This window comes from Serpentinimonas sp. SSL01 (assembly GCF_056323735.1).
The window spans coordinates 1,483,321-1,507,565 of record NZ_CM150487.1 but is presented as its reverse complement, the minus strand read 5'-3'; the positions used below and the strand labels follow the sequence as shown (position 1 = coordinate 1,507,565).

24 protein-coding genes are annotated in these 24,245 nt (G+C 67.5%); 20 read left to right on the top strand and 4 right to left on the bottom strand.

The genetic code is table 11. The annotated features are described in order from the left end of the window. Positions 1–7: 7 nt before the first annotated feature. Positions 8–1,171 carry a PilT/PilU family type 4a pilus ATPase gene (locus ACVMK0_RS07105; protein ID WP_476463377.1) on the bottom strand — a complete coding sequence of 388 codons (1,164 nt, stop codon included), beginning with the start codon at positions 1,169–1,171 and terminating at the stop codon, positions 8–10. 58 nt (positions 1,172–1,229) lie between these two features. Beyond that, on the bottom strand, positions 1,230–2,063 hold the full coding sequence (gene dapD / locus ACVMK0_RS07100) for a 2,3,4,5-tetrahydropyridine-2,6-dicarboxylate N-succinyltransferase (protein ID WP_476463376.1): 834 nt from the start codon (positions 2,061–2,063) through the stop codon (positions 1,230–1,232). Between the two features lie 187 nt (positions 2,064–2,250). Between dapD and smc the strand changes: the two genes are divergently transcribed. Further along, the gene (smc, locus tag ACVMK0_RS07095; RefSeq protein ID WP_476463375.1) at positions 2,251–5,829 is read left to right on the top strand and encodes a chromosome segregation protein SMC; all 3,579 of its coding nucleotides are present in this window, start codon (positions 2,251–2,253) and stop codon (positions 5,827–5,829) included. Beyond that, positions 5,826–6,896: a hypothetical protein gene (locus tag ACVMK0_RS07090; protein WP_045535927.1), complete on the top strand. Its 1,071-nt coding sequence runs from the start codon at positions 5,826–5,828 to the stop codon at positions 6,894–6,896. Before smc ends, ACVMK0_RS07090 begins: the two co-directional genes overlap by 4 nt. Here ACVMK0_RS07090 and ACVMK0_RS07085 read toward each other — a convergent pair. Next, positions 6,893–7,447 (bottom strand): NUDIX hydrolase, encoded by a 555-nt coding sequence (locus ACVMK0_RS07085; protein WP_045535926.1) that lies wholly within the window; start codon positions 7,445–7,447, stop codon positions 6,893–6,895. The genes ACVMK0_RS07090 and ACVMK0_RS07085 overlap by 4 nt on opposite strands. Positions 7,448–7,544: 97 nt before the next feature. On the opposite strand from ACVMK0_RS07085, the gene ACVMK0_RS07080 reads away from it, so the two are divergent. The 11 genes from ACVMK0_RS07080 (at position 7,545) to ACVMK0_RS07030 (ending at position 16,805) form a co-directional block, all read left to right on the top strand. Further along, entirely contained in the window at positions 7,545–8,696 is a 1,152-nt protein-coding gene (locus ACVMK0_RS07080; RefSeq protein ID WP_476463374.1) for a YcjF family protein, read from the top strand. Positions 8,697–8,865: 169 nt separating this feature from the next. Further along, positions 8,866–9,174, top strand: a complete 309-nt coding sequence (locus ACVMK0_RS07075) for a hypothetical protein (protein ID WP_045535924.1) — start codon at positions 8,866–8,868, stop codon at positions 9,172–9,174. After that, entirely contained in the window at positions 9,165–9,779 is a 615-nt protein-coding gene (locus ACVMK0_RS07070; RefSeq protein WP_476463373.1) for a tetratricopeptide repeat protein, read from the top strand. The genes ACVMK0_RS07075 and ACVMK0_RS07070 overlap by 10 nt, the downstream gene beginning before the upstream one ends. Next, a complete protein-coding gene (locus tag ACVMK0_RS07065) occupies positions 9,779–10,051 on the top strand; it encodes a DUF4212 domain-containing protein (RefSeq protein WP_045535923.1) in 273 nt (90 codons plus the stop codon). Before ACVMK0_RS07070 ends, ACVMK0_RS07065 begins: the two co-directional genes overlap by 1 nt. A 2-nt stretch (positions 10,052–10,053) precedes the next feature. Continuing rightward, complete coding sequence (locus ACVMK0_RS07060; RefSeq protein ID WP_476463372.1) at positions 10,054–12,132, top strand: sodium:solute symporter family protein; 2,079 nt, start codon at positions 10,054–10,056, stop codon at positions 12,130–12,132. A gap of 83 nt (positions 12,133–12,215) precedes the next feature. Then, positions 12,216–12,578, top strand: coding sequence for a 30S ribosomal protein S6 (gene rpsF, locus ACVMK0_RS07055; RefSeq protein WP_045535921.1), 363 nt, complete (start codon positions 12,216–12,218; stop codon positions 12,576–12,578). Between the two features lie 24 nt (positions 12,579–12,602). Continuing rightward, positions 12,603–12,950 carry a primosomal replication protein N gene (gene priB, locus ACVMK0_RS07050; RefSeq protein WP_338056264.1) on the top strand — a complete coding sequence of 116 codons (348 nt, stop codon included), beginning with the start codon at positions 12,603–12,605 and terminating at the stop codon, positions 12,948–12,950. 12 nt (positions 12,951–12,962) lie between these two features. Beyond that, positions 12,963–13,244, top strand: a complete 282-nt coding sequence (rpsR, locus tag ACVMK0_RS07045; RefSeq protein ID WP_045535920.1) for a 30S ribosomal protein S18 — start codon at positions 12,963–12,965, stop codon at positions 13,242–13,244. Positions 13,245–13,263: 19 nt separating this feature from the next. After that, positions 13,264–13,716, top strand: a complete 453-nt coding sequence (gene rplI, locus ACVMK0_RS07040; protein WP_045535919.1) for a 50S ribosomal protein L9 — start codon at positions 13,264–13,266, stop codon at positions 13,714–13,716. A 137-nt stretch (positions 13,717–13,853) separates the two neighbouring features. After that, positions 13,854–15,407: an FGGY-family carbohydrate kinase gene (locus tag ACVMK0_RS07035; protein WP_476463371.1), complete on the top strand. Its 1,554-nt coding sequence runs from the start codon at positions 13,854–13,856 to the stop codon at positions 15,405–15,407. A gap of 156 nt (positions 15,408–15,563) precedes the next feature. Beyond that, positions 15,564–16,805: an ATP-binding protein gene (locus ACVMK0_RS07030; RefSeq protein WP_045535917.1), complete on the top strand. Its 1,242-nt coding sequence runs from the start codon at positions 15,564–15,566 to the stop codon at positions 16,803–16,805. A gap of 40 nt (positions 16,806–16,845) precedes the next feature. Here ACVMK0_RS07030 and ACVMK0_RS07025 read toward each other — a convergent pair whose 3' ends face one another. Further along, on the bottom strand, positions 16,846–17,685 hold the full coding sequence (locus ACVMK0_RS07025) for an outer membrane protein assembly factor BamD (RefSeq protein ID WP_045537797.1): 840 nt from the start codon (positions 17,683–17,685) through the stop codon (positions 16,846–16,848). A 33-nt stretch (positions 17,686–17,718) separates the two neighbouring features. Between ACVMK0_RS07025 and ACVMK0_RS07020 the strand changes: the two genes are divergently transcribed. The 7 genes from ACVMK0_RS07020 to ACVMK0_RS06990 all read left to right on the top strand — a co-directional run bounded on the left by ACVMK0_RS07020 (position 17,719) and on the right by ACVMK0_RS06990 (position 24,217). Next, positions 17,719–18,765 carry an RluA family pseudouridine synthase gene (locus ACVMK0_RS07020; RefSeq protein WP_250960171.1) on the top strand — a complete coding sequence of 349 codons (1,047 nt, stop codon included), beginning with the start codon at positions 17,719–17,721 and terminating at the stop codon, positions 18,763–18,765. Next, on the top strand, positions 18,762–19,337 hold the full coding sequence (gene scpB, locus ACVMK0_RS07015) for an SMC-Scp complex subunit ScpB (protein ID WP_349496539.1): 576 nt from the start codon (positions 18,762–18,764) through the stop codon (positions 19,335–19,337). Before ACVMK0_RS07020 ends, scpB begins: the two co-directional genes overlap by 4 nt. Next, positions 19,334–20,779, top strand: coding sequence for a pseudouridine synthase (locus ACVMK0_RS07010; protein ID WP_476463370.1), 1,446 nt, complete (start codon positions 19,334–19,336; stop codon positions 20,777–20,779). The genes scpB and ACVMK0_RS07010 overlap by 4 nt, the downstream gene beginning before the upstream one ends. Positions 20,780–20,841: 62 nt before the next feature. Next, positions 20,842–21,267 (top strand): nucleoside-diphosphate kinase, encoded by a 426-nt coding sequence (gene ndk, locus ACVMK0_RS07005; RefSeq protein WP_250960173.1) that lies wholly within the window; start codon positions 20,842–20,844, stop codon positions 21,265–21,267. Positions 21,268–21,274: 7 nt separating this feature from the next. Next, the gene (gene rlmN, locus ACVMK0_RS07000; RefSeq protein ID WP_082027287.1) at positions 21,275–22,471 is read left to right on the top strand and encodes a dual-specificity RNA methyltransferase RlmN; all 1,197 of its coding nucleotides are present in this window, start codon (positions 21,275–21,277) and stop codon (positions 22,469–22,471) included. Then, on the top strand, positions 22,468–23,292 hold the full coding sequence (gene pilW / locus ACVMK0_RS06995; RefSeq protein ID WP_045535914.1) for a type IV pilus biogenesis/stability protein PilW: 825 nt from the start codon (positions 22,468–22,470) through the stop codon (positions 23,290–23,292). The genes rlmN and pilW overlap by 4 nt, the downstream gene beginning before the upstream one ends. Beyond that, a complete protein-coding gene (locus ACVMK0_RS06990; protein ID WP_476463369.1) occupies positions 23,285–24,217 on the top strand; it encodes a helix-turn-helix domain-containing protein in 933 nt (310 codons plus the stop codon). Before pilW ends, ACVMK0_RS06990 begins: the two co-directional genes overlap by 8 nt. Positions 24,218–24,245 lie beyond the last annotated feature (28 nt).

Here is a 24,245-nt window from a genome sequence, read left to right as displayed (position 1 = left end):
GGCCGAGTTAGGCGTCGAGGTTGAAGTCGGCAAACGAGGGGCCGCTGGGCGAGGAGGGCTCTTGGGCCGACGCGGCCGGCGGGTCGCTGGGGTTTTGCGTGCGCGATTGAACCGACTGGTTTTGCAGCCGCCACATCAGGTTGGTGGGCGAATCGGCGTACGCCAAGCCTTCTTGGCGTTCGATTTTGCCGCTCAGGATCAGGCGTGCGATGTCGGATTCGAAGGTTTGCGATTCTTCGGACATGGATTTTTCCAGCGCCTCGCGCACGCCAAAAAAATCGCCTTTTTCGATCATTTCGCTCATCAAGCGCGAGTTGATCATCACTTCCACCGCCGGCACGCGGCTGCCATCGACCGTGCGCAGCAGCCGCTGCGACACGATCGCCTTGAGCGAGGAAGCCAAGTCGTTGAGCATGGTCGGGCGCACCTCGACCGGGTAAAAGTTGAGGATGCGGTTGAGCGCCTGGTGGCTGTTGTTGGCGTGCAGCGTGGCCAGCACCAGGTGGCCCGACTGGGCGTAGGCGATGGCCAGCGACATGGTTTCGCGGTCGCGGATTTCGCCGATCAGGATCACGTCCGGGGCCTGGCGCAGCGCGTTTTTGAGCGCGACGTAGAGCGACGCGGTGTCGGTGCCGACTTCGCGTTGGTTGACGATCGACTGCTTGTTGCGAAACAGGTATTCGACCGGGTCTTCGATCGTCAGGATGTGGCCGCTGCTGTGGGCGTTGCGGTGGTCCAGCAAGGCCGCCAGGGTGGTGCTCTTGCCCGAGCCGGTGGCGCCGACCACCAGCATCAGGCCGCGCTTGGTCATGATCATTTTGGCCAGCACCGGCGGCAGCTGCAGCGACTCGAAGGCCGGGATTTCGCTGCTGATGAAACGCACCACCATGGCGCAGTTGCCGCGCTGCTTCATGGCGCTGAGGCGAAAACGCCCAACCCCTGCCAGCGGGATGGCGGTGTTGAGTTCGCCGCTGGCATGAAATTCACGCAGCTGCTCGGCACTCACCACTTCGGTCAGCAGCTGCAGCGGCCCATCGACCGGCAGCGGCTGCGGCGTGATGGCGGTGCAGACACCGTTGAGCTTCATTTGCACCGGCGAGGCCGCCGACAAATAGACGTCGGAGGCGCGCTTTTCGCTCATCAGGCGCAGGATTTTTTCCATCGGGCCCATGGGTGTGGCTCCTGTTGCGTGTTCGTTGCCAAAGGCCTTGAGCAGCGGTGAGCGCGCTTTAGTCGCGCAGCAGCTCGTTGATGCTGGTTTTGGAGCGCGTCTGCGCATCCACCTGCTTGACGATCACCGCCGCGTACAGGCTGTAGGGGGCGCCGTTGGCAGCGGTTTTGGGCAGGCTGCCGCTCACCACCACCGAGCCCGCCGGCACCCGGCCGTAGCTGATCTCGCCCGTGGCGCGGTTGAAGATCGGGGTGCTCTGGCCCAAGTAAACGCCCATGCCGAGCACGGCGTTTTCTTCCACGATCACGCCTTCGACCACTTCGGAGCGCGCACCGATGAAGCAGTTGTCTTCGATGATGGTGGGGTTGGCTTGCAGCGGCTCGAGCACACCGCCGATGCCGACACCCCCCGACAGGTGCACGTTTTTGCCGATCTGGGCGCACGAGCCCACCGTGGCCCAGGTGTCCACCATGCTGCCTTCATCGACGTAGGCGCCGATGTTGACGTAGCTGGGCATGAGCACGGCGCCGCGGGCGATGAAGCTGCCGCGCCGCGCCACCGCCGGCGGCACCACGCGCACGCCCGTGGCGGCGAGCTCCTGCGGGCTCAAATTGGCGAATTTGGTCGGCACCTTGTCGTAAAAGGCCAGCTCGCCGGCACGGATGATGGCGTTGTCGTTGAGCCTAAAGCTCAGCAGCACGGCCTTTTTGATCCACTGGTGCACCGTCCACTGGCCCACGCCCGAGCGGGTGGCGACGCGCAGCTGGCCGTTGTTGAGCTGCTCGAGCACCTGCTCGACGGCGTCTTGCACCTCGCGCGGGGCGTTGCTGGGGTTGAGCTGGGTGCGCTGCTCCCAGGCTTGGTCGATCAGGGTTTGCAAAGAGGGGCTCATGGTGGGGCGGTGGGTTGCGAAAGCGGAGGCTGGGTTGGGCTGTAGGGGGCCGGATCGAAGCTCGCATTGTATGTTTGGCCCTGGCTCGGTGCGCGCGCCTTAAACTAGCGCCTCCCATCTTTCATGGCCTTGCATGGCGGCGCATGGCCGTGCAAGGTCGTGCCCAGTATCCAGCGAAGCAGCGAGCGTGCGCCTACAGACCATCAAGTTGTCGGGCTTCAAGTCCTTTGCCGAAGCCACCACCTTTGGCCTGCCGGGCCAACTGGTGGGGGTGGTCGGCCCCAACGGTTGCGGCAAATCCAACATCATGGACGCCGTGCGCTGGGTGCTGGGCGAGAGCAAGGCCAGCGAGCTGCGCGGCGAGTCGATGCAGGACGTGATCTTCAATGGCAGCGCGCAGCGCAAGCCCGCCAGCCGCGCCAGCGTCGAGCTGGTGTTTGACAACGCCAGCCAGCGCGTGCCCGGGCCGTGGGGCCGTTATGCCGAGCTGTCGGTGCGCCGGGTGCTCACACGCGATGGCACCAGCAGCTACCACATCAACCAGCAGCCGGTGCGCCGGCGCGACGTGCACGATCTGTTCTTGGGCACCGGGCTGGGGCCGCGCGCCTACGCCATCATTGGCCAGGGCACCATCGGCCGCATCATCGAGAGCCGCCCCGAAGACTTGCGCCTGTTTCTGGAGGAAGCGGCCGGGGTGTCCAAATACAAAGAGCGCCGCCGCGAGACCGCCGCGCGGCTGCTCGATGCGCGCACCAACCTGAGCCGGGTGCAAGACATCTTGACCGAGCTCGATGAGCAGCGCAGCAAGCTGGAGCAGCAAGCCGCGCTGGCGCAGCGCTACCGCGATCTGCAAAGCCGGGTGCAGCGCGGCCAGCAGCAGCTGTGCTGGCTAAAACTTTGCCAAGCCCAGGCCGACGCTGCTCAAGCCCAAACCCAAGGGCAGCAGGTGCAGCTCGAGCTTGACGAGCAAACGGCGGCTTTGCGCAAGCTAGAGGCCGAACTGGAAGCGGCGCGGCAGGCGCACTATGCCGCCGGCGAGGCGCTCAACCAGGCCCAAGGGGCGCTGTACGCCGCCGCCGCCGAGGTGGCGCGGCTCGAGACCGAGATCCGCCACGTGCGCGACCACCGCCAGCGCCTGCAGCAGCGCCTGCAGCAGTTACATCAGCAGCGCGCACAGTGGGACGAGCGCACCCGCGCCGCCGCCGACGAGCGCGAGCGCCTAGCCCAGCAACAGCAAGCCGCGGCCCTGCAGGCGGCGGCGCTGGCGGCGCAGTGCCAGCAGCAAGCCGCTGCGCAGCCCGCCGCCCAAGCCCAGCTGCAAGCGGCGCAGCAGGGGCTGCAGCGCTGCCGCCGCGCGCTGGCCGAGAGCCAGCAGGCGCTGGGCGTGCTGGGGGCGCAACAGCGCGCCTTTGAGCAACAGCGCCAGCAGTGGCAGCAGCGGGTGCAGCGCCTGCACAGCGAAGCCCAAGCGCTGGCGGCGCAGGCCAGCGACGAGGCGCGGCTGGCGGGCTTGCAGGCCGAGTTTGAGCAAGCGCAGCAGCGCCACGCCCAAGCGCAGGAGGCGGTGCAGCAGCTGCAGCTCGAGCAGACCCAATGCGAGCAGCGGCGCAGCCAGTGCCAGCAGCAGGCGCAGGCGCAGGCCCAAGCGCAGGCCCAGTGCCAAGCCCGACACGACGCCTTGCAGGCCTTGCAGACCCGGCTGCAGCAAGCCGGCCAGCTGCCGCAATGGCTGGAGCGGCAAGGCTTGCAAGGGCGCGCGCCGCTGTGGCAGCGGGTGCAGCCGGCGGCCGGCTGGGCCACGGCGATCGAGGCCGCCTTGCGCGAGCGGCTGCAGGCGCTGGAGCTGCCCAACCTAGAGGCCGCGCTGGCTTGGGCCGAGGCGGCGCCACCGGGGGCGCTGGTGCTGTATGCGCTGGAGGAATGCGCTGCGGGCGCGGGGCAGGGCGCCGAGGGCAGGGGGCAGGGCTCAGCACAGGCCGCGCACCAATTGCAGCCGCTGGCGCAGCACCTGCGTTGCCCCGAGCCGGCCTTGCGGGCCTTGCTGTCGCGCTGGCTCAGCCCTTGCTACGCCGCCGCCAGCCTGCCCGAGGCGCTGGCCGTGCGCGCCGCGTTGGGGCCCGCCGAGCTCATCTACACCCCGCAGGGGCACTGCGTGGGCGCGCAGCACCTAGCGTTTTATGCCGCAGCGCCCGAGCAGTCGGGCTGGCTGGCGCGCGCGCAAGAGATCGAGCAGTTGCAGCAGCAGCTGCACAAGCTGCAAGGCGAAGCCGCGCAAGCGCGCCAGGCGCAAGCGCAGGCCGAAGCCGCGTGCGCCCAAGCCAGTGCGCACTTGCAGCAAGCCCGCGCTGCGGCCCAAGGCGCCCTGGCGCAAGCCCATGCACTGCAAGTCGAGCTGCTGCGCCTGAGCCAGCAAGCCGCGCACCGCCAGCAGCGCGCCGCCCAATTGGGGCAAGAGCAAGCCGAAGCCGAGCAGAACTTGCAGCAGCTGCAGGCGCAACAGCAGCAGCTGCAAGCGCAACAGCACCAGCGGCACACCGAGCTGCAAGCGCAGCAGCAGGCGCTGCAGCAGGCCGAGCGCGAGCAGGCGCAGGCCGAGCAGGCGCTGCAGCAGGCCAGCGCCCAAGCGCGCGCGCTCGAGCGCCAAGCGCAAGAGGCCGACTTCGCGCAGCGCAGCCTGCAAGCGCGCGCCGACGAGCTGCAGCGCAACCAAACCGCCGGGCAGCAGCACAGCGCCGAACTGGCCGAGCAAGCGCAGCAGATACAGGCCGAACTCGAGACCCTGTGCGACACCGCTGTTCAGTCGGCCCTGCAAGCGGCGCTGGCCCTCAAGCTCCAGCGCGAGCAAGAGCTGGGGGCGCGGCGCAGCGCCCACGATGCTTTGAGCGCCGAACTGCGCGCCAGCGACGCGCAGCGCCTGCGGCTCGAGCACGCGCTCGAGCCCTTGCGCCAGCGCTTGGGCGAGCTGCAGCTGCGCCTGCAGGCGGCGCAGCTGACCCAGCAGCAGCAGCGTCAGAGCCTCGAGGAGGCCGGCGTGGTCGAGCCGCAGCAGCTGCAGGCGCTGGCCCACAGCGTGGCCGCCGAGGGCGTGCAGCTGGCCACCTTGCCGGCGCAGGTCCAGCGCGGCCAACGCGAGCTCGAAGCCTTGGGCGACGTCAACCTGGCGGCGCTCCAGGAGCTGGCGGTGGCGCAGCAGCGCGGGCGGTTTTTGAGCGAGCAAAGCCACGACTTGCAGCAGGCCATCACCACCCTCGAAGAGGCCATCCGCACCATCGACAGCCAGACCCGCGCCCTGCTGGGCCAGACCTTCGAGGCGGTGAACCAGCAATTTGGGCGTATATTCCCCGAATTGTTTAGCGGCGGGCAAGCGCGGCTGCAGTGGAGCGAGGGCGAAATCCTCGACGCCGGGGTGCAGGTGCTGGCGCAGCCGCCGGGCAAGCGCAACCAGACCATCCACCTGCTGTCGGGCGGCGAAAAGGCGCTGACCGCAATCGCCTTGGTGTTTGCCATTTTTCAACTCAACCCGGCGCCGTTTTGCTTGCTCGACGAGGTCGATGCCCCGCTGGACGACGCCAACACCGAACGTTTTGCCCAACTGGTGACTCGTATGAGCTTTGAGACCCAGTTTCTTTTCATCAGCCACAACAAAATCACCATGGAAATGGCGCACCAACTCGTCGGCGTCACGATGCAAGAGCAAGGCGTCTCGCGCATCGTGGCCGTGGATTTGCAATCGGCCCAGCATTTGCTGGCGGAGCCACAGCCATGACGCCGCTGCAATGGGGGCTGCTGCTGCTCGGGCTGGCGCTGCTGGTGGCGCTGCTTCTCTACAACGTCTGGAGCACCCGGCGCCAGCGCCCGCGCCGCGCCCAAAGCGCCGATGCGCCAGCCGCCGCGCCGGGGGCCGAACCCGGTTCGCGCCTCGACCCGGTGCTGGGCCAGCTTGCACAGGCGCAGCCCGTTGCCACCGCAGGCGCCGAGGGCGTGCCGGATTTGCCCAAGGTGGTGCAGGCGCAGCAGGTGCTCGATGAGCGCATCGATGCCATTGCCCTGCTGCACAGCGACCAGCTGGTGTCGGGCGACGCCGTGCTGGCGGCACTGCCCACCAGCCGGCGCATCGACGGCAAGCCGTTTTATGTCGAGGCGCAAAACCTGCAGACGCAGCAGTGGGAGTTGCCGCGCGCGGGCGAGCGCTACCAAAGCTTGCGCGCCGGCATCCAGCTGGTGAATCGGGCCGGTGCGCTCAACGAGATCGGCTTTTCGCAGTTTATCCAGCGCCTCGACGAATTGGCCGACAGCCTGCAGCTGCGCCCCGAATACCCCGACATGATGCACGAGGTGGCGCGCGCGCGCGAGCTCGACCAGTTTGCGCTGGCACACGATGCGCAGTTGTCGTTTTATGTGCGCGCCCAGCGTGCCGCTTGGAGCCCCGGCTACTTGGCGCAACACGCGGCGCGGGCTGGTTTTGTGGCTGGCGCGCTGCCGGGCCGCATGGTGCTGCCGGCGCAATCCAGCGGCGCGGCGGCGGTGCTGGTGTTGCAGTACGAGACCCAAGCCGCCTTGGCCGACGACCCCGAGCAAGCGGTGCTCAACCAGTTTGGCGTCACGCTCGATGTGCCGCACGTGGCACGCAGCGAGCGCCCTTATGTGCGACTGCGCCAGACGGTGCAGCAGCTGGCGCAGAGCATGGAGGGGGTGGTGTGCGACGGCGCCGGCACGCCGCTGCACAACGATGCGATGGACCAGATCGGGGCCGAGCTCGAGGCGCTGTGTGAGGCCCTGCAGACGCGCGACCTGGCGCCCGGATCGGTGCTGGCGCGGCGTTTGTTCAGCTAGGCGATCTCGCCGTTGTGCACCTCGAACTGGCCACGGCGCCGGTCGGCAAAGTAGTGCTCCAGCGTGACCTTGACGGTGCGAAAGGCCAGCTCGTCCCAGGGGATTTCGTGCTCGTGGAACAGCCGCGCTTCTATGGTTTCGTGGCCAGGCTCAAAGCGGTCGCTCAGCAACCGGGCGCGGTAGTACAGGTGCACCTGCCCGACGCGCACCACGCTGAGCACGGTGAACAGTCCCAGCAGCTCGATCTGCGCCCCGGCCTCTTCGACCGTTTCGCGCACCGCCCCAGCCGCCGTGCTCTCGCCCAATTCCATGAAGCCGGCCGGCAGCGTCCACTTGCCGCGCCGCGGCTCGATGTTGCGCAGGCACAAAAGCACCTGTTCACCCTGCGCGCCCCAGACCGGCACCGTGCCGACGACGTTGAGCGGGTTTTCGTAGTGCACGGTGCCGCAGGCTGGGCAGATGGCGCGCACCCGGCTGTCGCCGTCATCGGGCAGGCGGTGCTCCACGGCGCTGCCGCAGTGGCGGCAATGGTTGATTTGTGAGCGCGTCATGGCTGACTAGTGTAGTGCGTGCCTGGCTGCGAAGCCGGCTCTGGGGCAGATTCAGGGCCGATAATCGCTGCTTTCACAGCCGCATCTGGAGCCGCCCATGAACCCGCAATCCCAACGCGCCCTGCTCACCATTTTGGTGCAGGCGGCCATGGCCGACGGCCAAAAAGCCGACAGCGAACGCCAGTTCATCCGCGAGCTGGCGCTGCAGCTCGACGCCGACGCTGGCGGCGCGCACCTGGCGCAGGCGCTGCAAGACGCGCTGCTCAAGCGCGTGACGCTGGCGCAGGCGGTGGCGCTGCTGGATGACGCCGAGCAGCGCCAGCTGGCTTATGAGTGGGCGCTGGCGGTGTGCGACGCCGACGGCGTGGCCAGCACGGCCGAGCAGGCCTTCTTGTCGCAGCTGCGCGCCGAGCTTGGGCTGACGGGCGGCGCTGCAGCGCAGGAGCTCGAGCAGCTTGAGCGCCAAACGCATTCCGTGGCAGCGGCCGCCTACGCCGACGATTTTCTGGACGCCGATGAGCGCGCACCCGCTGCCGCGCCCACCGCCGCGCCTTCGCAGTGGGCGCGCGCCGCGCCCTTGGTGGCCGCCGGCGCGGCGGCTTTGGGGGTGGCAGGGGTTGGCGGGGCGCTGGCGGCCCGAGCGGGTGCCAGTGGGGTGAGCAACCAAGCCGGTGTGCAAGTTGGCGGTGCCCAAGTGGGCGGTGCAGCAGGCAGCGCCGCCTTGGCCGCCAGCACCCCGGCGCTGGACAAGATGATCCTGAACTATGCCATCCTCAACGGCGCGCTCGAGTTGCTGCCGCAGTCGTGGGCCACGGTGGCGATCATTCCGCTGCAGATCAAGATGGTCTATCGCATCGGCAAGGCGCACGGGGTGGCGCTGGACCAAGGGCACATCCGCGAATTCATCGCCGCCGCCGGGGTCGGGCTGGGCTCGCAGTACCTGGAGCAGTTTGGCCGCCGCTTGCTCGGCGGCTTGGTGGGCAAGGCGGCAGGGCGCATGGCCGGCGGCTTGGCCGGGCGCGCCACCGGGGTGGCGTTCTCGTTTGCCACCACCTACGCGCTGGGCCAGTTGGCCAAGCGCTACTACGCCGGCGGGCGCGTCATGTCCACCGACGTGCTGCGCCAGACCTTTCAGGGCTTGCTGGGGCCGGCCAAAAACCTGCAGCAGCAGCACCTGCCCGAGATTCAAGCGCGTGCGCGCACGCTGAACGCAGGCGAGGTGCTGCGCTTGGTCAAGGGCGGCATTTGATCGGCCGCTTAACCAGGGCGAGGCCTGGCTTCCCAGTCCGCAGCCATTGGTGCGCACGTTGCCTTGGGTCTGCCCCGGCTGCGGCGCCACTAAGGCAATCAGCCAGCCATTCAGCCAGCCATTCAGCCAGCCATTCAGCCAGCCATTCAGCCAGCCACATTTGCGCTCCATGTTGCTGCTCGCTTCCGCCCTCAAGCTGATCGCCGAGCTGGCTTTGCTGGCCCTGCTCGGGCGCTGGTTGCTGGCGGCGTGGCTGCGCCGTTTGGCGCCGCAGGCGCTCGAATCCAACCTGTTTTTGTGGCTGCTCGACACCCTGTGCCGCCCGTTCGTGACCGCGGCCGGGTGGCTGGCGCCGCGCTGGGTGCTGCGGGAGCACTGGCCGCTGCTGGCTTTTTGCCTGTTGTTGGGGCTGTGGCTGGCAGCCACTTGGCTCAAGCTCCAAGCCTGCCTAGAAGTGGGGATGGACCAATGTCGCTGAAGGGCACACAACCCAAAGCCGTTCAAGCCGCCGGCGCCTGGTGGCCAGGGCTGGGGCCGGCCTTGGCCGGGGCGGCTACGCTGCTGGGTGGGCAGCGCTTGGGCGCGCTGGTGTGGTGGCGCGTGTGGCGCGGCCGCCGGCACGACGCCGCCGCGCTGGCGGCGCTGGCTTATAGCCGCGCCCGCAGCGGCCAGCCCAAGGCAGCGCTGCGCTGGCAGCGGCGCTGCCTGGTGCAGCGCCCGCAGTGCGCCCAAGCCCATTTCAACCTCGGCTTTTTGCTCGAGCAACTGCAGCAAGATGAGGCGGCGCAGCCGGCGTTCGAGCGCGCCACCGAGCTGGCGCCGCAGCTCGATCTGGCTTGGTTTGGCTTGGCGCGCTGCCTCGAGCGCCAGGGCCGCCTCGAAGCGGCCTTGCAGGCCTACCAGCGCAACGCCGCGCTGCAACCATGGAGCCCGCACGCCCACGCGGCCATGGCGCGGCTGCAGCAGCGGCTGGGGCGGCCCGAGCAAGCGCAGGCCCTGATCGCGCACCTGCGCGGCTTCGAGCCCCGGGTGGCGGCCGCTTTGCAGCGCGAATTGCAGGCACCCACGCAGGAGCTGGTCTGATGCGCGACCGACCCCTGTACTGGCGCCGCATCAAACGGCTCACGCTGCTGTTGCTGCTGCTCTGGGTGGGCGTGACCTTCGGGGTCAGTTTTTACGCCCGCGAGTTGGATTTTTATTTTTTCGGCTGGCCCTTTGGCTTTTGGGTCGCGGCGCAAGGCGCGATCGTGGTCTATGGCCTGTTGATCGCGCTCTACGCTTGGGCCGCCAACCGGCTTGACGAGCTGCATGGCGTGAGCGAGCCGCCCGACCGCATCGAACCCCGGCGGCACTGACAGTGGAACGCAAACCCGCCCCCGTGCGCCGCTTTGAGCACCAGCTGCACAAGGTTTTTCTGCTCTACACCGCGGCTTTTTTGCTGTTCGTGTTGTGTTTGGCACTGCTCGAGCAGATGGGGCTGCCGCGCCACTGGATCGGGATGAGTTTTTTGCTCGGCAACATCGCGATCTATGCGGCCATCGGCATCATGAGCCGCACCGTCGATCCGGTGGAGTATTACGTGGCTGGGCGGCGGGTGCCGGCCATGTACAACGGCATGGCCACCAGCGCCGACTGGATGTCGGCGGCCTCGTTCATCGGCTTGGCCGGCACCCTGTACATGCACGGCTACAGCGGGTTGGCCTTTGTGCTGGGCTGGACTGGCGGCTACTGCCTGGTGGCCTTTTTCATGGCGCCCTATTTGCGCCGCTTCGGGCAGTTCACCATCCCCGATTTTTTGGCCGAGCGCTACGGCGGCCACCTGCCGCGCCTGCTGGGCATCGCTGCCGCCATTTTGTGCTCTTTTGTCTATATCGTGGCGCAAATCTACGGCGTCGGGCTGATCACGGCGCGCCTGACTGGGGTCGCGTTCGAGGTCGGCGTGTTCTTGGGGCTGGGCGGGATCTTGGTCTGTTCTTTTCTGGGTGGCATGCGCGCCGTCACCTGGACCCAAGTGGCGCAGTACATCGTGCTGATCGTCGCCTACATGGTGCCGGTGGTGTGGTTGTCGGTGCAGCAGACCGGCTCGCCGCTGCCGCAGCTGGTCTATGGGCAGCAGTTGCAGCAAATCAGCGAGCGCGAACAAGAGCTGATGCGCGACCCGGCCGAGCTGCAAGTGCGGGCCATCTACCAGCAGCGCGCCTTGTTGCTGCAAGAGCGGCTGCAAGACCCGCAAGCGGCGCTCGAGCGCTTGCGGGTGCTGGCCCGCGAGCGGGTGCAGGTGCTGCGCGCGGCCAATGCCTCGCCTTCGGTCATCGCCCAGGCCGAGCAGGATTTGGCGGCGCTGCCGCGCGACCCCCGCAGCGCGCGCCTGCTGTGGGAGCAGCAGCTTTACGAGGCGCAGCAAAAATCGCTGCCGCTGGGCGGCATGTTGCCGCACGCGCAGGCTTTTGCCGGCGACCCGCACGGCAGCCCGGCCGAGCAGCAGGCGTTTCACGAGTCGCGGCTCAATTTCCTGGCGCTGGTGTTTTGCCTGGTGGTCGGTACCGCCGCCTTGCCGCACATCCTGATGCGCTACTACACCGTGCCCGACGCCCGGGCGGCGCGCAAATCGGTGGCGTGGTCGCTGCTGTTCATCGGGCTGCTTTACTTAAGCGCACCGGCGCTGGCGGTAATGGTCAAGTTTGAGGTCTTTCACGTGCTGGTCGGCACGCCGTTCGACCAGCTGCCCGATTGGGTGGCGGACTGGAGCCGCATCGACGCCGAGCTGCTGCGCGTGAGCGACGTGAACCTCGACGGCTTGCTGCAGCTCAATGAGATCACCATCGGCTCCGACATCATCGTGCTGGCCGCGCCCGAGATCGCTGGCTTGCCCTACGTGATCGCGGCGCTGGTGGCCGCTGGCGGGCTGGCGGCGGCGCTGTCCACCGCCGACGGGCTGCTGCTGACCATGGCCAACGCCCTTAGCCACGACCTGTACTACAAGATGATCGACCCACACGCCGCCACCGCGCGCCGGGTCACGGTGTCCAAGGTGGTGCTGCTGGTGGTGGCGCTGGCCGCGGCCTACGTGGCGGCGCAAAAACCGGCCGACATCCTGTTCATGGTGTCGGCGGCGTTTTCGATTGCCGGTGCCGCGTTTTTCCCGGCGCTGGTGCTGGGCATCTTCTGGAAGCGCACCACCGGCAGCGCGGCCGTGCTGGGCATGCTCAGCGGTTTGGGCATCACGCTGTACTACATGATCACCACCCAGCCGTGGCTGCGCTCGGTCTTTGGCGTCGATTCCCCGGTGGTCTTGTGGTGGGGGATCGAGCCGATTTCGGCCGGCGTGTTTGGGGTGCCGGTGGGCTTTGCGGTCATGATCGCCGTGAGCTTGGTGACGCGGCGGCCGCCGCAGCGCGTGCAGGACCTTGTGGAGCAGGTGCGAAGCGGGCTATAATCCCACGCTTACCTTGCCGCACCCTAGACTGACGCTTCGGGGCGGCTTCATCCTGGCAGCAGGAAAATCCACAAGGAGTGTGTATGCGTCATTTTGAAATCGTCATGCTGATCCACCCGGATCAGAGTGAGCAAGTGCCCGCCATGCTGGAGCGCTACAAGGGCATGATCGCCGCTGGCGGCGGTGTGATCCACCGCATCGAAGACTGGGGCCGGCGCCAAATGGCTTACCAGATCAACAAGTTGTCCAAGGTGCACTACCTGTGCCTGAACATCGAAGCCAGCCAAGCCGTGATGGCCGAACTGGACCACGCGTTTCGCTTCAACGACGCCGTGTTGCGCCACCTCGTGGTGCAGCGCAAGAAGGCCGACACCGGCCCTTCGCCCATGATGCGCTCGGTTGAGCGCGAAGAGGCGCGCAAGTCCAGCCAGCAAGAAGCGGCTTAAGGCGCGCTGCCCCAGCCGTTGCCCGTGGCCAACCCGCCGACGACCGAAGCCCAACAGCCTCCAATCCCCCCGCACAACCCCTCGCACAACCGCCTGCACCTCACAGCCACCTTGGTGGGCACCCAGCCGCTGCGCTACACGCCGGCCGCGGTTCCTGTCCTCGATGCGCTGCTCGAGCACCAGTCGGTGCAGATCGAGTCGGGGCAGCAGCGTCAGGTGGCGCTGCAGTTGAAAGCGGTGGGTTTTGGGCTCATGGCCGAGGCGCTGGCCAGGCTCCCGCTGGGGACGCTGCTCGACGCACACGGCTTCATGGCCCACGCCCGCAACGGCAAGGGTTTTGTGCTGCACATTCAAGAATTCAAGCTCATTTAAGGAAGCAATACCATGCCTGCTCCGAAACGTTTCAATAAAGACAAGCGCCCCAAGCGCAACACCCAGTCGCTTTTGTTCAAGCGCAAAAAGTTCTGCCGTTTCACCGTCGCCGGTGTGGTCGAGGTGGACTACAAAGACGTGGACGTGCTGCGCGACTTCATTGCCGAAAACGGCAAAATCATTCCGGCCCGCCTCACCGGCACCCGCGCCATTTACCAGCGTCAAGTGACCACGGCGATCAAGCGTGCGCGCTTTCTTGCCCTGCTGCCGTACTCCGACCAGCACCGCGTCTAATCGCCAGGAGCCCCGAATCATGCAAATCATCCTGCTCGACAAAGTCATCAACCTCGGCAACTTGGGCGATGTGGTCAAGGTCAAAGACGGGTACGCCCGCAACTTCCTCATCCCCAACGGACGCGCCCGCCGCGCCACCCAGGCCGCTGTGGCCGAGTTCGAGGCGCGCCGCGTCGAGCTCGAAAAAGCCGCCGAGGCCAAACTCGCTGCCGCCCAAGAGCTGGCCGCCAAACTGGGCGGTGTGGGCCTGAAGCTATCGCAAAAAGCCGGTGTCGATGGCCGCCTGTTTGGCTCCGTCACCAACCACGACATCGCCGACGAGCTGGGCCGCCAAGGCTTCGCCGTCAACAAGGCCCAAGTGCGCATGCCCAACGGCCTGCTCAAAAACGTGGGCGACTACACGGTGCAGGTGGCTTTGCACACCGACGTGGTGGTCGATGTCAACGTCAGCGTGCTGGGCGAGACCGCTTAAGGCGGGCCGGCACGGCTTTGGCGTGATATAAAAACCGGCTTCGGCCGGTTTTTTTGTGTGCCACGCGCAACCGCTTGCCATTCTCCACGGTACTTTGGCTGCCGTTTGCGCCTTGACCATTACCTAGTCTGCTCCCTTTGGAACACCTGCTCGCCATCGACAACGGCACGCAAAGCGTGCGTGCTCTGCTCTTTGATCTGCAGGGCCGCCTGATTGCCAAGGCGCAAGAACCCTTGAATGCCGGGTTTTCGGCGCAGCCGGGCTGGGCCGAGTATCCGGTGGAAGATTACTGGCGCGCGCTGTGCAGCGCCTGCCAGCGGCTGTGGTTGCACTGCCCGGTGCCCAAAGACTCGATCAAGGGGGTGGCGGTCACCACCCAGCGCGGCACCGTCATCAACCTCGATCGGCACGGCCAGCCGCTGCGCGCCGCCATGGTCTGGCTGGACCAGCGCCGCACCGAGCAAGTGCCCAGCCTGAGCTGGTGGTGGCGGGCCGGCTTTGGCTTGCTGGGGGTCAACGACACCATCGATTATTTTCTGGGCCAAGCCGAGGCCAACTGGATCGCCGCCCACGAGCCCGAGGTCTGGCAGCGCACGCACAAGTATCTGCTGCTCTCGGGCTACCTGAACTACCGCTTGTGTGGCGATTTTGTCGATTCCAGCGGCTCGCAGGTTGGCTATCTGCCCTTTGACTACAAGCGCCAGCGCTGGGCCGGGGCGCTGGACTGGAAGTGGCAGGCGCTGGCCCCGATCCGCCAGCGCATGCTGCCCAAGCTGTTGCCGCCGGGCGCAGTACTGGGCACGATCAGCGCCGCCGCCGCACACGACACCGGCATCCCGGCCGGCTTGCCGCTGCTGGCCGCCGCAGCCGACAAGGCCTGCGAGGTGCTCGGCGCCGGCTGCCTGGAGCCGCACATCGGCTGCCTGTCGTATGGCACCACCGCCACCATCAACACCACCAGCGAGCGCTACGTCGAGGTCACCTCATTCATCCCCCCGTACCCGGCCGCCTTGCCCGGCTACTACAGCACCGAGGTGCAGATCTACCGCGGCTACTGGATGGTGAACTGGTTCAAGGAAGAGTTCGGCCTGTCCGAGCAGTTGCGCGCCGCCGAGCAGGGCGTGTTGCCCGAGGACTTGTTTGACCAACTGGTGGATGCCGTGCCGCCCGGCTCCATGGGGCTGCTGCTGCAACCCTACTGGTCGCCGGGCCTCAAGCACCCGGGGCCCGAAGCCAAGGGCGCCGTGATCGGCTTTAGCGACGTGCACAACCGCGCCCATTTTTACCGCGCCATCCTAGAGGGCCTAGCCTATGCCTTGCGTCAGGGCAAAGAGCGCATCGAGCAGCGCAGCGGCGTGCCGATCACGGCCTTGCGGGTCTCGGGCGGGGGCTCGCAGAGCGACGCCGCGATGCAGCTCACCGCCGACGTGTTTGGGCTGCAAACCGCGCGCCCGCACGTCTACGAGACCTCGGGCTTGGGCGCAGCCATCGACGCCGCCGTGGGCCTGGGGCTGCACCGCGATTTCCCCACGGCCGTGGCCAGCATGACGCGCTTGGGCCGTAGCTTCGAGCCCAACGCCCAGAACCGGCAGATCTACGACGAACTCTACGCCAGCGTGTACTGCCAGATGTACGAGCGCCTGCTGCCGCTGTACCGCGAGATTCAGCGCATTACCAAGCCGAAGCCTTAGGGGTGGGAGTGAAGGGATGAGTCCTGCGGCGCCCTCAAGCTCCTCTGGCTCGATGCCCAGTTGGTGCGCAATTTGCGCGCCTAGATTCCGAGATTTACGATTTTTGTTTCCGGAGTTTACGGCAATTATTTCCGAGATTTACGTTATCATGCCCGCATGAACACGGCATCCCTTTTCCCGCGCTGGATCGAGCCACGCATCGCTGAAGCGCTGCTCGACACGCCGGTGGTGTTGCTGGCCGGGCCGCGACAGGCCGGCAAGACGACGCTGGTGCGCCAAATTGCAGCGCGGCAGGGCTTGCACTACATCACACTGGACGATGAACTGACATGGTTGTCGGCACGGGCAGACCCGGTGGGGATGGTTCGCAACTTGGGTCGGGCGGTGATCGACGAGGTTCAGCGCGCGCCCCAGCTGCTTTTGGCCATCAAAAAAAGCGTGGACGAAGACCGGCGCCCAGGCCGTTTTTTGCTTACCGGATCGGCCAACTTGATGGCGCTGCCCACCGTGGCCGACTCGCTCGCAGGCCGAATGGAAACCCTGTCGTTGTTGCCTTTGTCGCAGAGCGAGATCGAATCGCGTTCGGCCAACTGGATCGACAGCGCGTTTGCGGGGCAGTTGCTTAAGGTGGAGCGGCCCGCACTGGGCCTAGAGCTGGTGGAGAGAGTGCTGCGCGGCGGCTACCCCGAAGCGGTTGCGCGCGCCTCGGCCAAGCGCCGCCGGGCGTGGGCGCGCCAGTACCTCGACGCCCTCATTTTGCGCGACGTACGCGACGTGGCCGGCATCGACAAGCTCGATCAGCTGCCGCGCTTTCTGCGCGCCCTGGCACAGACGGCGGGCCAGATGTGCAACTACACCCAACTCGGCGCCCAAGTCGGTTTGGACGGCAAGACGGCAGCGCGTTACTTGGGAGTGTTTGAGCAAATGTACCTGCTCAAGCGCGTCGATGTATGGGCGCGCAACCGCCTCAAGCGCGTGGCCAAAACACCCAAGCTGCAGTTCATCGATGCCGGCTTGCTGGCGGCCTTGCTCGACCTGAGCGCCGAGGAGGTGCAGCGAGACCGCACGCGCTTTGGCAACGCGCTCGAGACCTTTGTTTTTGCGGAACTGCTCAAACACACGACCACGGCAGAGGGCGACTATCGCCTGCTGCACTACCGCGACGCCGACCAGGTCGAAGTCGATGTGGTGATCGAAAATGCCGCTGGGCAACTGGTGGGGGTCGAGATCAAGGCTGCCGCCACCGTCAAGCCTAGCGATCTGCGTGGGCTCAAGAAGCTCGCCAGCCTCGCCGGTAGCCAGTTCAAGCTGGGCGTGCTGCTGTACGACGGCGCCGAGACGCTGCCCTTGGGCGATGGAATCTGGGCGGTGCCGATGTCTACGCTGTGGGGGGCGTAGCAGTCAAATGCAGGGCAGCCTTGAGGAGCGCGCCCCCGCCTCACCAAAACCGCCACCAAGACGCCGCGCGCTCTGGTGCCTGGCCTAGGCCCAAGAAGGCGCTCTGGGGGAAGTTGAGTGTGAGCACGCGGCGCGCGTCGGCGGCCAGGTCGTTCATGCCCAAAGCTTGGTAGGCGCGGTATTTGATGAACAGCGCTTCTTCGGCGGCGGGCACGCCTTGGAAGTCGGTTAATGCCACTTGGGCGCGGTTGATGGCGGCCACGTAAGCGCCGCGGCTCAGGTAGAAGCGGGCCACGTTGACTTCTGCCTGAGCCAACGAGTTGACGATGTGCGCCAAGCGCAGCTGGGCATCGGGGGTGTAGCGCGACTCGGGGAAGCGATCGACCAGTTCGCGAAAGGCCTCGAACGATTGGCGCGCGGCGCGCTGGTCGCGTTCCGACAGATCCACGCTGGCCAACGCACCCAGAAAGCCGAGGTTGTCTTGGAAGTTGACCAGTCCTTTGAGGTAGAGCGCGTAGTCCAGCGCTGGGCTGGCCGGGTGCAGGCGCATGAAGCGGTCTAGGGTGGCGATGGCTTGCGCCTGCTCGCCGGCGCGGTAGTGGGCGAAGGCTTTCTCGAGCTGGGCCTGTTGCGCCAAAATGGTGCCGGCGGCGCGGCCTTCGAGCCGCTCAAACAGCGTGATCGCGCGCTCGAAGTTGCCGCGGTCGCGCTCGGCCATGGCCTCGGCGTGCAGGCGGTTGGGGCTCCAGTCGGCGGTCGGGTCGGCGGTGGGGCCGCTGGCGCACGCGCTCAGCAGGGTAACCGCAACGGCCAGCGCCGCCAGGGATCGGCCTGCACGGAAGCGCGCCGGAGCGAAAGCGGATAATCGGCTCGAAAACATCGTGTGCATACCTTCGCGTGGCGGAACCAAAGATTGACGAAACCCATTATATCGACGCCGCTCCCCAACGACGAGGCCTACGAGGCCGATGAGGTCCCTGAGGCGCTCGCGCCCGAGTGCCGCCACTGGCTGGCCGAAGCCGGCGAACATGGCCAGCGCATCGACCGGGTGCTGGTGGCGAGCCTGCCCGCGTTTTCACGTGCGTGGCTGCAAAACCTGATCGGGCAGGGGGCCTTGCAGCTCAACGGCAGCCTGTGCACCAAGCCGGCGCACAAGGTGCGCGTGGGCGACCGCATCGAGATCGAGCTGCGCCCCACCGCCCAAGCCAGCGCCTTTGTGCCCGAGCCCATGGCGCTGCAGCCGGTCTATGAGGACGCGCACCTGCTGGTGCTCAACAAGCCGGTGGGTTTGGTGGTGCATCCGGCGGCCGGTCACTGGAGCGGCACCTTGCTCAATGGCTTGCTGGCGCACCACGCGGGCGCGGCCACTTTGCCGCGTGCAGGCATCGTGCACCGGCTCGACAAAGACACCAGCGGCCTGATGGTGGTGGCCAAAACGCAGCCCTGCTTTGATGCCTTGGTGCGCCAGATCGCGCTGCGCCAGGTGCACCGGGTCTATCTGGCGCTGGTGCACGGGGCTTGGCGGCATGGGCCGCAGCACACGATCGAGCAGCCCATCGGGCGCGACCCGCGCCAGCGCTTGCGCATGGCGGTGCTCGGGCCCGAGCACTCGGGCGCCAAACCGGCCTTGACCCATGTGCGGCCGCTGGCCCTGGGCAGCCAGTGCAGCTTGCTGGGTTGCAAGCTGCACACCGGTCGCACGCACCAGATCCGGGTGCATTTGGCGTGGGCCGGGCACGCGCTGGTGGCCGATACCCTGTATGGCGGCCCGCCGGCGCTGGGTTTGCAGCGCCAGGCCTTGCACGCGCATCAGCTGGCTTTGCGCCATCCGGTGAGCGGGGAATGGATGTGCTGGCGCAGCGAAGCCCCGCCCGACCTGATGCAGGCGCTGGCGGCGGCGCAGCTCCAATACAATGACGAATCTTTGTGGTCGCTCGACAGCGAGCCCGCCACCCCATGAACCCCGCCGACCTGCCGCTGTATCTGGAAGCCGTGCTGTTGTGCGCCCCAGAGCCGGTTTCGGAGCCCGAGCTCTGTGCCGCCTTTGAGGGCGAGGTGGCGCCGCAAGCGCTGCAGGCGGCTTTGCATGATTTGCAGCAGCACTGGGCGCCGCGTGGCCTCGAGCTGGTTCAGGTGGCGGCTGGTTGGTGTTTTCGCAGCCGCGCGCAGGTGCGGCCCTACCTTGAGCGCCTGCGCCCGGAAAAGCCGCCCAAATACAGCCGCGCCGTGCTCGAAACCTTGGCGATCGTGGCCTACCGGCAACCGGTCACGCGCGGCGAAATGGAAGACCTGCGCGGCGTGAGCATCCACAGCGGGATTTTGAAGCAGCTCGAAGCGCGCGGCTGGATCGAGGTGGTGGGGCAGCGCCCCAGCGCCGGCCGGCCGGCCTTGTACGCCACCACGCGCCAGTTTTTGCGCGACCTTGCGCTGCCCTCGTTGGCCGATCTGCCCACTGTGCCAGCGGCCGGTGAGCCGATGCTGCCGCAGCCCGCTGCCGTGGCCCCCGTTTTAATTGAATCGCAACCCCAATGAGCCCACCACCCAAACGCAAAGCCCCATCCGCCCGCCCAGCAGGCCCCAAGGCACCGCCAGCATCGTCGCAGCGCCCGGGCACGGCAACGGCCGCCGCCCCCCGGCCGGCACGCTTGGGGCCGCCCCGCGCGGTGGTGCGCCCGCGCGAGGCCCAAGTGGCCGCGCCAGCGATCGCCGTACACGCGCCCGTGCCGGGTGTCGATGGGCAAGGCATCGATGCGCCGGGCCTAGACGCAGCAAACGCAAGTGCAACAGATGCAGGTGCAGCGCTGGCAGACGCCGTGGGTTTCGATGCCGTGGTGTCGGGCGCTTTCGATGCCGATTTGTCTTTGCCGCCTGAGCCCGAGCAGCCCGCACCGCCGTCCAAGCGGGTGCTCGAGCCCGAGGCCGAAGCACCCAAGCTGCACAAGGTGCTGGCGCAGGCCGGGCTGGGTTCGCGGCTCGAGATGGAGCGCCTGATCGCCCAAGGCCAGATCTCGGTCAACGGCGAGCCGGCCCACGTTGGGCAGCGCATCCAGATCGGCGACGCCATCCGCGTCAACGGTCGCCTGATCAAGGTGCGCATCGCGCCGCTGCCGCCGCGCGTGCTGGCCTACCACAAACCGGCCGGTGAGGTGGTGACGCACGACGACCCGCAAAACCGCCCCACCGTGTTTCGCCGCCTGCCCCGACTCTACAGCGGCAAGTGGCAGTCGGTCGGGCGGCTCGACATCAACACCGAGGGCCTGCTGCTGCTGACCAACTCGGGCGAACTGGCGCACCTGCTGATGCACCCCAGCTTTGGCTTGCAGCGCGAATACGCGGTGCGCGTGCTGGGCGCGTTGAGCCTCGAGGAAAAGCAAAAACTGCTCGATGGCGTGCTGCTCGAAGATGGCCCGGCGCAGTTCCAGACGCTCGAAGACGGTGGCGGCGACGGGGCCAACTGCTGGTACCGGGTGACGATAGCCGAAGGCCGCAACCGCGAGGTGCGGCGCATGTTCGAATCGCTCGGGCATGCGGTGAGCCGCCTGATCCGCATCCGCTACGGTGCCGTAACCCTGCCGCGCGGCCTGCGCCGGGGCGTCTGGATGGAACTCGACGCGCGCGACGTGGCGCGCCTGACCGAGGCCACGGGCATGGACCGCACGCTGGAGTCGCGCGCGCGCCAGTTTCAACCGCCCGCGCCGCCCAAGCGCCAGCCCTCGCGGGGCCGCAGTCAAGGGCCGCGCCCGAGTGCGCCCAAATTGGTCGATGGCGCGCCCATGCCGCTCAACACCGGCCGCACCGGGCGCACGGGGCGCAACACCGACCGCAACACCGACCGCAACACCGACCGCAACAGCGACCGCAGCAGCGCGCGCGGTGGCCCCAGCCCCGGTGCCAGCCCAAGATCCAACCCCGGTGCCGGTTCCGGCCCCAAACGCGGTGCCCCGCGCGGCCCCAAATCCGGCCCAGCACGCTGAGAGCGGGTTAAAATCCCACGCTTAACCCATTTTCCTTCCCAAGATTTCATTCAGGACATCCCATGGCTCTCGAGCGCACCCTCTCCATCATCAAACCCGACGCCGTTGCCAAAAACGTGATCGGCCAGATCACCAGCCGCTTCGAAGCCGCTGGGCTCAAGGTTGTGGCGGCCAAGCTGGTGCAGCTTTCGCGCGCCGAGGCCGAGCAGTTCTACGATGTGCACCGCGCACGCCCCTTCTTCAAAGACTTGGTGGACTTCATGGTCTCGGGTCCGGTGATGATCCAGGTGCTCGAAGGCGAGGGCGCGATCGCCAAAAACCGCGACCTGATGGGCGCCACCGACCCCAAGAAAGCCGCTGCGGGCACCATCCGCGCCGACTTCGCCGACAGCATCGACGCCAACGCCGTGCACGGCTCCGACGGCCCCGAGACCGCCGCCGCCGAAGTGGCGTTCTTCTTCGCCGGCCTCAACGTCTACACCCGCTGACCATGCAATGACGGCCAATTTGCTCGGTTTCGACCTCGACGGGTTGGCCGCCTTCTGCGAGCGGCTGGGGGAAAAGCGCTTTCGTGCGGTGCAGCTGCTGCGCTGGATCCACCAGCGCGGCGCCAGCGATTTTGGCGCCATGACCGACCTCGCGCGCAGCCTGCGCGACAAACTGCCCGGGCTGTGCGAAGTGCGGGCGCTGCCGGTGCTGGCGCAGCACGAATCGGCCGACGGCACCATCAAGTGGCTGTTCGACGTCGGCGAGGGCAACGCCGTCGAGACCGTTTTCATCCCCGAAGACGGGCGCGGCACGCTGTGCATCTCGAGCCAAGCCGGCTGCGCCGTGGGCTGCCGCTTTTGCAGCACCGGCGCCCAAGGCTTCAGTCGCAATTTAAGCACGGCCGAAATCGTGGCCCAGCTCTGGTTTGCCGAGCATTATTTGCGCCGTCAGTTGGGCCACCAAGCGCATGGTTTGAGCGAGCGCGTGATCAGCAATGTGGTGCTCATGGGCATGGGCGAGCCGCTGCAAAACTACGCCGCGCTGCTGCCGGCGCTGCGCCTGATGCTCGACGACCACGCCTACGGCCTGTCGCGCCGGCGCGTCACGGTCTCGACCTCGGGCGTGGTGCCGATGATCGAGCGCCTGGCCGCCGACTGCCCGGTGGCGCTGGCGGTGTCGCTGCATGCGCCCACCGACGCGCTGCGCGACGAGCTGGTGCCGCTAAACCGCAAGTACCCGATCGCCGAACTGCTCGACGCCTGCTTGGCCTATCTGCCCCGGGCGCCGCGCGACTTCATCACCTTTGAATACTGCCTGCTCGACGGCGTCAACGACCAAGACGCGCACGCCGAGCAGTTGATCGCCCTGCTGCAAGGGCACCGTGGGCAAGGCGTGCCGAGCAAGGTAAACCTGATTCCCTTCAACCCCTTCCCCGGCTCTGGCCTGCGCTGCTCCAGCCGGGCGCGGGTGCAGGCGTTTGCGCAGCGCCTCAACGCCGCCGGGCTGGTGACCACGGTGCGCAAGACCCGCGGCGACGACATCGACGCCGCTTGTGGCCAACTGGCCGGCGAGGTGCAAGACCGCACCGGGGCAGCCGAGCGGCTGGCGCGCCCGCGACCGGCCGACACAGGGCAGGCCGAGCGGTTGCAGACCGACTCGGTGCAGCCCATCATCTGGCAGCCGCGCAACGAGGCCCTTTCATGAACAGACCCAAAGCCCAAAGCCCTCTGTGGCGTGCTGCGGCATTGCTGGCGCTGGCGCTCGGCTTGGGCTTGGGCTTGACGGCCTGCGCCAGCCCTGGCGACGCCAGCCAGACCTCTGCGCTGACCGCAGGCACCACCGAGCCCACCGAGGCGCAGCGTCGGGCCCAGATCCGGCTCGAACTGGCCGCCGCTTTTCTGGAAAACAACCAGCCCGCCGTGGCGCTCGAGGAAGCCAACCGCGCGGTGCAGGCCGACCCGAGCCTGGCAGCGGCGCACAACCTGCGCGCGCTGGCGCTGATGCAGCTCAACGAACCGGTGCTGGCCGAGCAGAGTTTGCAGCAGGCGCTGCGGCTGGCCCCGCGCGACGGCGACAGCTGGCACAACCTGGGCTGGCTGCAGTGCCAGCAGCAGCGCTTTGCCGAGGCCGAACAATCGTTTGCGCAAGCCCTGCGATCGCCGGCTTATGCCACGCCAGCGCGCACCTGGATGGTGCAGGGCATCTGCCAGGCGCGTGCCGGCCAAGCCGCTGTGGCCATCCAGAGCCTGACGCGCGCCTTTGAGCTCGACCCCGCGCAGCCGGTCACGCTCTACAACTTGGCGCTGCTGCACCACCAGCGCAACGAAAGCGAACGTGCCCGCTTTTATTTGCGTCGCCTGAACCAGACCGAGTTTGCCAACGCCGAATCGCTCTGGCTGGCGATCCGGATCGAAAACCGCCTGCAAAACCGCGAGGCAGCGCAGCAGCTCGCGCGCCAGTTGCAACGCCGCTTCCCCGATTCGCGGCAGGCCAATGCCTACGAGCGAGGGGCCTTCGATGAGTAGCGAGACACGCCCGGAGCCATTGGATGGTCTTGCGCTGGCGCACCCGGGGGTTGAGTCCTCTGGTGCACCGGTGTTGACCCTGCGCCAAGCCCGCGAGCGGACCGGGCTGCGGGTTGAGGCTTTGGCGGCCACGCTCAAAGTGCCGGTGCGCCAGCTTGAAGCGCTCGAGGCCGGGCGCTACGACGAACTGCCCGACCCCACTTTTGCGCGCGCGCTGGCCTCGAGCGTGTGCCGGGTGCTCAAGACCGACCCCGGCCCTATTTTGGCCTCCTTGCCCGCCTTGGCCCGGGTGCGCTTGGGCGAACCCGAGAACGCCCTGCACACGCCCTTGCCCAGCGCAACGGCCAGCACGGTGCTGGCGCGTGCAGCCAGCGCCCCGATTCAGCGTTTGAGCGCGCCCGTGGCGGTGGCGCTGTTTTTGCTCGTGGCCGCGCTCACCCTCTGGTTCCTGCTGCCCCGGCAGGCGCCCGAGCCAGCCCCGGCCGGCGCCGAGCCGCAACTGGCTACGCAGCAGGCCCCTCAAGCGGCGCAGCCTGACGTGCCGAAGCTCACTCCGACGCCCGCACCCGCACCCGCACCCGCACCCGCGGCATCGCCCGTGCTGCGTCCGTCGCCTGTGCTGGCGCCTTTGCCCGCCCCCGCAGCCCCCACGGCTGCAAGCGCCCCGCTGCTCGCACCGGCCACGCAACCGGAGGTCTTGCGCCTGAGCGCCGACCAGACCGCCTGGGTGCAAGTCATCGGCGCCTCGGGCCGGGTGCTGTTGCAGCGCAGCCTGCAGCCGGGCGAGTCGGTGGTTTTCAACGACGACTTGCCGCTGCAACTGGTGATCGGCCGCGCCGACGCCGTGCGCGTGAACGTGCGCGGTGCCGCCGCCGACCTGAACGCCGTCAGCCGCAACAACGTCGCGCGCCTGCAAGTGAGGTAAAGCCCTGTGAACCCGAACACCGACCACC

Coding starts and splice junctions, on each gene's coding strand:
- ACVMK0_RS07070 (WP_476463373.1), top strand. CDS start 9,165: ATGTCGCTGAAGGGCACACAACCCAAAGCCGTTCAAGCCGCCGGCGCC.
- ACVMK0_RS07010 (WP_476463370.1), top strand. CDS start 19,334: ATGAGCCCACCACCCAAACGCAAAGCCCCATCCGCCCGCCCAGCAGGC.
- rlmN (WP_082027287.1), top strand. CDS start 21,275: ATGACGGCCAATTTGCTCGGTTTCGACCTCGACGGGTTGGCCGCCTTC.
- rpsR (WP_045535920.1), top strand. CDS start 12,963: ATGCCTGCTCCGAAACGTTTCAATAAAGACAAGCGCCCCAAGCGCAAC.
- ACVMK0_RS06990 (WP_476463369.1), top strand. CDS start 23,285: ATGAGTAGCGAGACACGCCCGGAGCCATTGGATGGTCTTGCGCTGGCG.
- ACVMK0_RS07090 (WP_045535927.1), top strand. CDS start 5,826: ATGACGCCGCTGCAATGGGGGCTGCTGCTGCTCGGGCTGGCGCTGCTG.
- scpB (WP_349496539.1), top strand. CDS start 18,762: ATGAACCCCGCCGACCTGCCGCTGTATCTGGAAGCCGTGCTGTTGTGC.
- ACVMK0_RS07080 (WP_476463374.1), top strand. CDS start 7,545: ATGAACCCGCAATCCCAACGCGCCCTGCTCACCATTTTGGTGCAGGCG.
- ACVMK0_RS07065 (WP_045535923.1), top strand. CDS start 9,779: ATGCGCGACCGACCCCTGTACTGGCGCCGCATCAAACGGCTCACGCTG.
- ACVMK0_RS07025 (WP_045537797.1), bottom strand. CDS start 17,685: ATGTTTTCGAGCCGATTATCCGCTTTCGCTCCGGCGCGCTTCCGTGCA.
- ndk (WP_250960173.1), top strand. CDS start 20,842: ATGGCTCTCGAGCGCACCCTCTCCATCATCAAACCCGACGCCGTTGCC.
- pilW (WP_045535914.1), top strand. CDS start 22,468: ATGAACAGACCCAAAGCCCAAAGCCCTCTGTGGCGTGCTGCGGCATTG.
- ACVMK0_RS07030 (WP_045535917.1), top strand. CDS start 15,564: ATGAACACGGCATCCCTTTTCCCGCGCTGGATCGAGCCACGCATCGCT.
- ACVMK0_RS07105 (WP_476463377.1), bottom strand. CDS start 1,171: ATGGGCCCGATGGAAAAAATCCTGCGCCTGATGAGCGAAAAGCGCGCC.
- dapD (WP_476463376.1), bottom strand. CDS start 2,063: ATGAGCCCCTCTTTGCAAACCCTGATCGACCAAGCCTGGGAGCAGCGC.
- rplI (WP_045535919.1), top strand. CDS start 13,264: ATGCAAATCATCCTGCTCGACAAAGTCATCAACCTCGGCAACTTGGGC.
- ACVMK0_RS07075 (WP_045535924.1), top strand. CDS start 8,866: ATGTTGCTGCTCGCTTCCGCCCTCAAGCTGATCGCCGAGCTGGCTTTG.
- ACVMK0_RS07085 (WP_045535926.1), bottom strand. CDS start 7,447: ATGACGCGCTCACAAATCAACCATTGCCGCCACTGCGGCAGCGCCGTG.
- rpsF (WP_045535921.1), top strand. CDS start 12,216: ATGCGTCATTTTGAAATCGTCATGCTGATCCACCCGGATCAGAGTGAG.